Source organism: Gordonia sp. McavH-238-E (genome assembly GCF_022348225.1).
GTDB lineage: Bacteria > Actinomycetota > Actinomycetes > Mycobacteriales > Mycobacteriaceae > Gordonia > Gordonia terrae.
In genome coordinates this window covers 338,212-344,868 of record NZ_JAKRFE010000008.1, presented here as the reverse complement: position 1 = coordinate 344,868, position 6,657 = coordinate 338,212, and the positions used below count along the sequence as shown (strand labels likewise).

Sequence of the window (6,657 nt, the reverse complement as noted above, 5' to 3'; positions counted from 1 at the left end):
ACCAAGGAACCCCAGTGAAAAGGCTGACACAGGTCAGCGAATACCCCGCGCCCACAACACAATCAGACGCTCACGCACCGCAAACCCACCCGCCTGAAACCTCATCCACGGATTCAGGCTCAGGGAGAAGTGGGGCTTCGCTCGCACCTCCAGGGGGCATCACCAACCCAACGTCAGGGCGATCCGCTCCCGGTGAAAAGTACTGGTACCGAACAGCTGTGCGTCGGCACGAGCACGGCGGAAGTACAGATGTGAGTCGTGTTCCCAGGTGAAGCCGATGCCGCCGTGCAGCTGGAGGGCCTCGGCGGTGACCGTGCGGTAGCTGTCGGCACACCAGGCGCGGGCCAGGGAGGCCGCCTCGGCGAGGTCGGCGGAGTCGAGGGCGCGCGTGACAGCCGACCGGGACGACTCGACCAGCACCAGCAGGTCTGCGAGCGTGTGCTTCACGGCCTGGAAACTGCCGATCGCGCGGTCGAACTGCCTGCGCTCCTTGACGTAGTCGACCGTCCGGTCGAGGCTGCGCTGCGCCCCGCCGAGTTGCTCGGCTGCCAGGACCAGGCACGTGACGTCGAGCGCCGCCACGATCGCCGACTCCGGCGAGCCCGCCACCGGGAGTCGACGCGCAGGCACCCCGGACAGCGTCACCGCGGCGTGCGACCGGGACAGGTCGAGGGTGGGCAGCGGGGTGATCGACACTCCGGGAACCGTTGCGTCGCAGAGGAACAGTGCGACACCGGTGTCGGTTCGTGCCGCCACGACCAGCCAAGCCGCACCCGCAGCACCCAGCACCGAGGTCGCGACACCACTGATCGTCTGCTCCTCGGAGCCCGCATCGACGGCGAATGCGATGTCGTCGGCATCGAACCAGCCGTGCCGGTCGAGGCCGACGAAGGCTGCCGGTGCACCTTCGGCGATCCGCGCCAGCGCGTCGTCGGCGCCACCGGACCGGATGAGCACCTGCGAAGCCAGCACCGTCGACAGGAAGGGGACGGGCATCACGCCGGCGCCCAGTTCCTCGGCCACGACGAGAAGCTCGGGCAGACCACCGAGTCCACCGCACTCCTCGGGCAGTCCGAGGGCGGCGACACCGATCTGCTCGGCGAGCAGCGACCACGAGCGTCCATCCCAGCCCGGGCCGTCCGGCGCCAGGTCACGACACACCGACGGTCCGCCCAGGGAATCGACGGCGTCGCGGACCGCCGATCTCAGGTCGTCGAGTTCGGTTGTCATGGTGAACCTCTCAGTCAGCGGTCAGCACCGCACGGGCGGCGGCCAGACGGGCCACCGGGACCCGTCGAGGTGAGCACGACACATAGTGCAGGCCGACCGAGTTCAGGAAGTCGATCGACGACGGGTCACCGCCGTGCTCACCGCACACCCCGAGTTTGATGTCGGGTTTGGTACTGCGGGCGAGCAACACCGCCCGGGACACGAGGGCGCCGACCCCGTCGGGGTCGAGGACCGCGAACGGACTGTCGGAGAGCAGGCCGTGCTCGAGATAGTGCGTCAGCATGGACTTCTCGACATCGTCGCGCGAGAAGCCGTAGGTGAGCTGGGTGAGGTCGTTGGTGCCGAAGGACAGGAAGTCGGCGTCCTCGGCGAGTGACCCGGCGAGGAGCGCCGCGCGTGGCGTCTCGACCATGCTGCCCACCTTGTAGGGCACCATCACCCCGGTGTCGGCGGTCACCGCGGCCGCCGCCTCGTGCACCTGCGCGATCGCGCGCGAGAGCTCGCCCGGCAGCGACACCAGTGGGATCATGACCTCCAACTGCGGGGTCAATCCGTCGGCGTGCACGCTGACCCAGGCGCGGAACAGCGCCTCTGCCTGAGCGGGATACAGACGCTTCTGAACCATCGCGAACCGCACGCCGCGGAGACCGAGCATCGGATTGGACTCGTGAGCGTCAGCGGCACGTCGCGCCTGCGCCTCGTCGCGGTAGTCGCCGTCGGCGGGAAGGAACTCGTGGAGTGGCGCGTCGAGCAGCCGGACGGTGATGGGCCGGTCCCCGACGACGCGCAGCAGCTCGGTGAAGTCGGCCTGCTGCGCGGCGGTCAGGGCCGCGATGGCGTCGAGTTCCTCGGCGTCGGATTCCGCGAGCACGAGTCGCTGGACGAGCGGTAGCTGGTCGCCCAGGAACTGATGCTCGGTGCGGCACAGGCCGATTCCCTCGGCGCCCAGGCGGAACGCGGTCGCTGCGTCCTCGGCGTTGTCGGCATTGGCGCGCACTCCGAGACGGCGGATGTCGTCGGCCCAGCCGAGCAACCGGTCGAGCTCGGCCGAGGGTTCGGCGGGGCGGATGGTGACCGCGCCGCGGTAGACGTGACCGGTGCGTCCGTTGAGGGACACCACCTCACCCTCGGTGAGTGTCAGGTCACCGTTCGTCACCGTCCCGGCAGCACGATCGATGCGCAGGTCGGTGGCGCCGCAGACCGCCGGACGCCCGGCGCCTCGCGCGACGACGGCCGCATGCGACGCCAGTCCACCGTTCGAGGTCAGGACCGCAGTGGCCGCGAGAAGTGCGGGGACGTCGGCCGGGCTGGTCTCGGAAGCCACCAGGATCACGTTGCGGCCCTGCGCAGCCCACTGCAGCGCGGTGTCGGCGCTGAGTGCGATCTCGCCGGTCGCCGCGCCCGGCGACGCGGGCAGGCCACGCGCGACGAGCTGTTCGCCACCGGTCAGCTTGATCTGCGGATGGAGGAGGTCCTGCATCAGGTCCGGGTCGAGCATCGCGACGGCCTCGCGACGGCCGATGGCATGGTCGTTGACGAGATCGACGGCGAGAGTGGTGATCGCCCGGGGTCCGGGGTGTTCGACAGCACCAGCACTGAGCAGTGCCAGCTGGCGGTCGCGAACCTCGAACTCGACCTGCGCGACGCCGCGCAGATGAGGTTCGAGCGTGGCGAAGATCTGGTCGAGGATGGCCGTGCCACCGGGCATCGCGCCCAGCGGCTCACCGGGGCCGGGCTCGGGATCGGTGCGGCGCACGCCGAGGTGGAACACCCCACTCGGGGAGTACTTGCCGGTCTCGAGGTCACGGCTGACCGCCGATCCATAGCCCGACTCGTTCCATGAACCCAGACGAAGGGCGCGGAGGTGAAGCGCGATGCCGAGATCGTCGGGAAGCGACAACGCCTTACGCGCCCGTTGCCCGCGCGGTGACGCCCACCGGGTCAGCATCGCCTTGGCGGCGAGCCCGAGCTGTTCGGCCGGGTCGGCCGGGAAGGCGACCCCCGTCGCGTCCACGATGAGATCGAGCAGAGCCGGAACGCGTGCGCGGCTGTCGGAATGATCGTCGACCACGTCGTCGAGGTCGTCGGCGTCGACGCCGAGTGCGTTCTCCGCGATGAACCGGAGCGTCTCGGCCCACGAGTCGTAGATGTCGCGATCACGGCCGATCACGTCGACGAGGGCGTCGACGTTGCGCGGGGACAAGCCGATCACCGAGATGGCCGGCGGAAGAGCCGACACCGGCACCGCCGCACTGCATCTCAGGTGCATCAGCATGGGGCGCCGCTCGGTGCGGACCGCGGGCCAGATGCCGCGAACGGCGAGCTTCTCCAACAGGTCGATGGCGACCCCGGCGGTCTCCCGGGTGGCGAGCTCTTCGCCCGCCCCGACCGGGATCGTCAGGCCGGGCACGACCGGGAGGCCGAGACCGACGAGGTTGTCCATCTCGACCCCGTGGACGCCGAGTTCCGCCGCGCCGAGACCACGTGCCCGTCCCTGACCGTGGGGTACCGCGATCCGGGTGAGGGTGTGCACCGCGCTGTCGGAGAGGGTCATCCGGCCGCGCCCGCGACGAGCTCCTCTTCGAGGGCCTCGTCCTGTGCGCGGGTGAGGCCGAGCAGCATGAGCACGTGCTGATGCAGCCACATCCACACGGTGTGATAGCCGTCGGTGAGCGGAGAGGTCAGGGACGCGGTGTCCCCGTCGTCGAAGCGTTCGAGCGCGACGCGGAGACGGTCGCGGTGGTCGAGCAGCTCGGGGGCGGCCTTGCCCGAGCGACGCAGGAGCTTGGACACCTCGGTGTGGATGTCGTCGAGCTGGTCTCGGATCCGGGCGTCGTACTGCGCGTCGGAGTGGTCGTTCGCGGACCCGTCGGGCCGGCACTGCCACGCGGTGCACAGCTCGCGGAGCCTGCGGTTGACCGGGAGGAACGCGCGCAAGAAGTCCATCATCGCCTGCTCCTGATCGCCACCCTCGGGGAGTCGGACGAGCCGACCGGCCTCGGCGATGCCGGCGGGAGTCGGCATCACCATGGGCCCCTTCGCGACGGCATGACCCGCGTCGATGACCTCCTGCATCACAGGATTCACCGGACCCCGGTACATGCCCTTGATCACGAGCCCCACCAGCTCGTCCGTTGCGGTCGTCGGTGCCGAGAGGTTGATCGCCAGGTCGTTCATGATGCTCCTGCAGACGAAGATCGGGTCCCGGGCCGGGACGGGGCTGATACCGGTGCGTTGTGACAGGACGGCGCGACCGCCGGTGTTGTGACGCTGCTCATAAGTTACCCAAATAGTAGTTCATGTCAAGAAAGTTGGCCAAACTGTGAACAGAGTTAGGGTAGGAGGCTACTTACTTGACACCGCATACGCTTAGGGCGCTACTGTCGTCGATGTGATCGCCACCACTGTCGAGAGTACGGGTGGCAGGAAGGGGTCCGGCGGGATGACCAGCACGAACGAGGCCACGACGGTCGAGGACCGGGACGAGCTGTACATCGGCGGCAAGTGGGTGCCGTCGGTCTCGGAGGCGCGGATCGAGGTGCGCGAGGCCGCGACCGGCGCGACGCTGGCGCATGTGCCCGACGGCGACACCGCCGACTGTGACGACGCGGTGGAGGCGGCGAACGTCGCGTTCGATTCGTGGTCGACGGTTCCGGTCCCCGAACGAGCCGCGATCCTCCGCACGTTCGCCGACGAGCTCGCGGCACGCGAAGACCATCTCGCGACGATGATGACGCGGGAGGTGGGCACACCCATCGGTCGCTCGCGGAGCGTGCAGGTGGGCCTCGGGGTCACTGTCTTCCGGACCATGGCCGACGCCCTCGAGGCGCTGCCCCTCGAAGAGCGCCGGGGCAACTCCCGGATTCTCCGCGTGCCGGCCGGGGTCGTCGGTGCGATCACCCCGTGGAACTATCCGCTCTATCAACTCGCGGCCAAGGTCGCGCCTGCGCTCGCGGCCGGTTGCACGGCGGTCGTCAAACCGAGCAGCGTGGCGCCGCTCGCGGCCTTCGTCGTCGCCGACATCGCCGACGCCATCGGTCTGCCGGCCGGTGTGCTGAACGTGGTGTCCGGTCCGGGGCGGACGGTGGGACAGCGGCTGGCCACCAATCCGGGAGTTGACCTCGTGAGCCTGACCGGATCGACGGGCGCGGGCGCGAAGGTTGCCGAGCTGGCTGCAACCGGAATCAAGAAAGTCACGCTCGAGTTGGGCGGCAAGTCGGCGTTCATCGTGGCGCCGGGCGCCGATCTCGACACGGCTTTGGCGGCCGCGGTCCGCGGCTGCTTCGTCAACAACGGGCAGACATGTGCCGCCACGACCCGGCTGATCGTCGCCCGCGACGACATCGCCGCGGTCGAGGAGCGCCTGGCCGAGCTCGTCGGCGCGATGACCGTCGGCGACCCCCTCGACCCCTCGAACGACGTCGGCCCGATGGCGTCGGCGGCCCAGCAACGGGTCGTCCTCGGATTCCTCGACTCGCTGCCGAACGGCGCGCGGGTTCTGGTCGGCGGACCGGGCGAGGTCCCGGGTCTCGACGACACCCTGTCCGGCGGCTACTTCGTGCGGCCGACCGTGGTGAGCGGCGTCGACAATTCCGCGGACATCGCCCGCGAGGAGGTCTTCGGCCCGGTGTTGACCGTGCTCGAGTACTCGGACGTGAACGAGGCGGTGGCGATCGCGAACGACTCCGACTACGGGCTGTCGGGTGCGGTGTTCGCGGCCGACGACGACGCGGCCGTGTCGATCGCGCGCCGGCTGCGGACCGGGCAGGTGGCGATCAACGGAGGTCGATTCAACCCGATGGCTCCGTTCGGGGGCATGAAGAAGTCGGGCATCGGCCGTGAGCTCGGGCTCGACGGCCTCGAAGAGTACTTCGAGAAGATCTCGCTGCAGATGCCCGCCTAGTGCGCACACCACAGGAAAAGGACTCACCCATGACCTCTGATCACGAGGCGCTGACGTCTCTGCTGGCGCGTTTCGCGCGGGGCATCGACCTGCGCGACTGGGCGCTGTACCGCTCGGTGTTCACCGACGAGATCGACATCGACTATTCCAGTTACCGCGCGGGCAACGCCGGCCACTTCCGCGCCGACGACTGGGTTCAGCGGGGCCGCATGCTGTTCCCCGGTCTCGCGGCGTCCCAGCACTTCATGTCCAACTTCGACATCGATGTCGATCCGGCCGCCGGCACCGGCCGGGTGGTGACCTATGTCCGTGCCGAACACGTGCTGCCGAACACCGCGGGTGACGCCGTGTTCACGATCGGCGGTTACTACACCGACGATGTGGTCCGGGTGGACGGCGAGTGGCGGATCTGTGTCAAACGCCTGACCGTGCTGTGGAACTCGGGCAACCCGCAGGTGTTGACCATGGCCCGCGAACGCGCGGCCGAACTGCTCGAGGTCGAGGCCGCGGTTTTCTGAGCGCGG

General features: G+C 69.2%; 5 protein-coding genes. 2 read left to right on the top strand and 3 right to left on the bottom strand.

Going from position 1 to position 6,657, the window contains the following annotated elements; translation table 11 throughout:
* Positions 1 to 159: 159 nt before the first annotated feature.
* Genes MHN80_RS14855 through MHN80_RS14845 form a run of 3 tightly spaced genes read right to left on the bottom strand, consistent with a single transcriptional unit; the run spans position 160 to position 4,407 of the window.
* A complete protein-coding gene (locus tag MHN80_RS14855) occupies positions 160 to 1,230 on the bottom strand; it encodes an acyl-CoA dehydrogenase family protein (RefSeq protein ID WP_239402470.1) in 1,071 nt (356 codons plus the stop codon).
* 10 nt (positions 1,231 to 1,240) lie between these two features.
* Positions 1,241 to 3,784 (bottom strand): putative PEP-binding protein, encoded by a 2,544-nt coding sequence (locus MHN80_RS14850; RefSeq protein WP_239402469.1) that lies wholly within the window; start codon positions 3,782 to 3,784, stop codon positions 1,241 to 1,243.
* Positions 3,781 to 4,407, bottom strand: coding sequence for a hypothetical protein (locus MHN80_RS14845; RefSeq protein WP_064571432.1), 627 nt, complete (start codon positions 4,405 to 4,407; stop codon positions 3,781 to 3,783). The genes MHN80_RS14850 and MHN80_RS14845 overlap by 4 nt, the downstream gene beginning before the upstream one ends.
* A gap of 265 nt (positions 4,408 to 4,672) precedes the next feature.
* Between MHN80_RS14845 and MHN80_RS14840 the strand changes: the two genes are divergently transcribed.
* Both MHN80_RS14840 and MHN80_RS14835 read left to right on the top strand, forming a co-directional pair.
* The gene (locus MHN80_RS14840) at positions 4,673 to 6,133 is read left to right on the top strand and encodes an aldehyde dehydrogenase family protein (protein WP_239402468.1); all 1,461 of its coding nucleotides are present in this window, start codon (positions 4,673 to 4,675) and stop codon (positions 6,131 to 6,133) included.
* Positions 6,134 to 6,162: 29 nt separating this feature from the next.
* Positions 6,163 to 6,651 (top strand): nuclear transport factor 2 family protein, encoded by a 489-nt coding sequence (locus MHN80_RS14835; RefSeq protein ID WP_239402467.1) that lies wholly within the window; start codon positions 6,163 to 6,165, stop codon positions 6,649 to 6,651.
* Positions 6,652 to 6,657 lie beyond the last annotated feature (6 nt).

What these genes read in the sequence shown, in the direction of transcription:
- MHN80_RS14840 (WP_239402468.1), top strand. Translation starts at nt 4,673, where the DNA reads ATGACCAGCACGAACGAGGCCACGACGGTCGAGGACCGGGACGAGCTG.
- MHN80_RS14850 (WP_239402469.1), bottom strand. Translation starts at nt 3,784, where the DNA reads ATGACCCTCTCCGACAGCGCGGTGCACACCCTCACCCGGATCGCGGTA.
- MHN80_RS14855 (WP_239402470.1), bottom strand. Translation starts at nt 1,230, where the DNA reads ATGACAACCGAACTCGACGACCTGAGATCGGCGGTCCGCGACGCCGTC.
- MHN80_RS14835 (WP_239402467.1), top strand. Translation starts at nt 6,163, where the DNA reads ATGACCTCTGATCACGAGGCGCTGACGTCTCTGCTGGCGCGTTTCGCG.
- MHN80_RS14845 (WP_064571432.1), bottom strand. Translation starts at nt 4,407, where the DNA reads ATGAACGACCTGGCGATCAACCTCTCGGCACCGACGACCGCAACGGAC.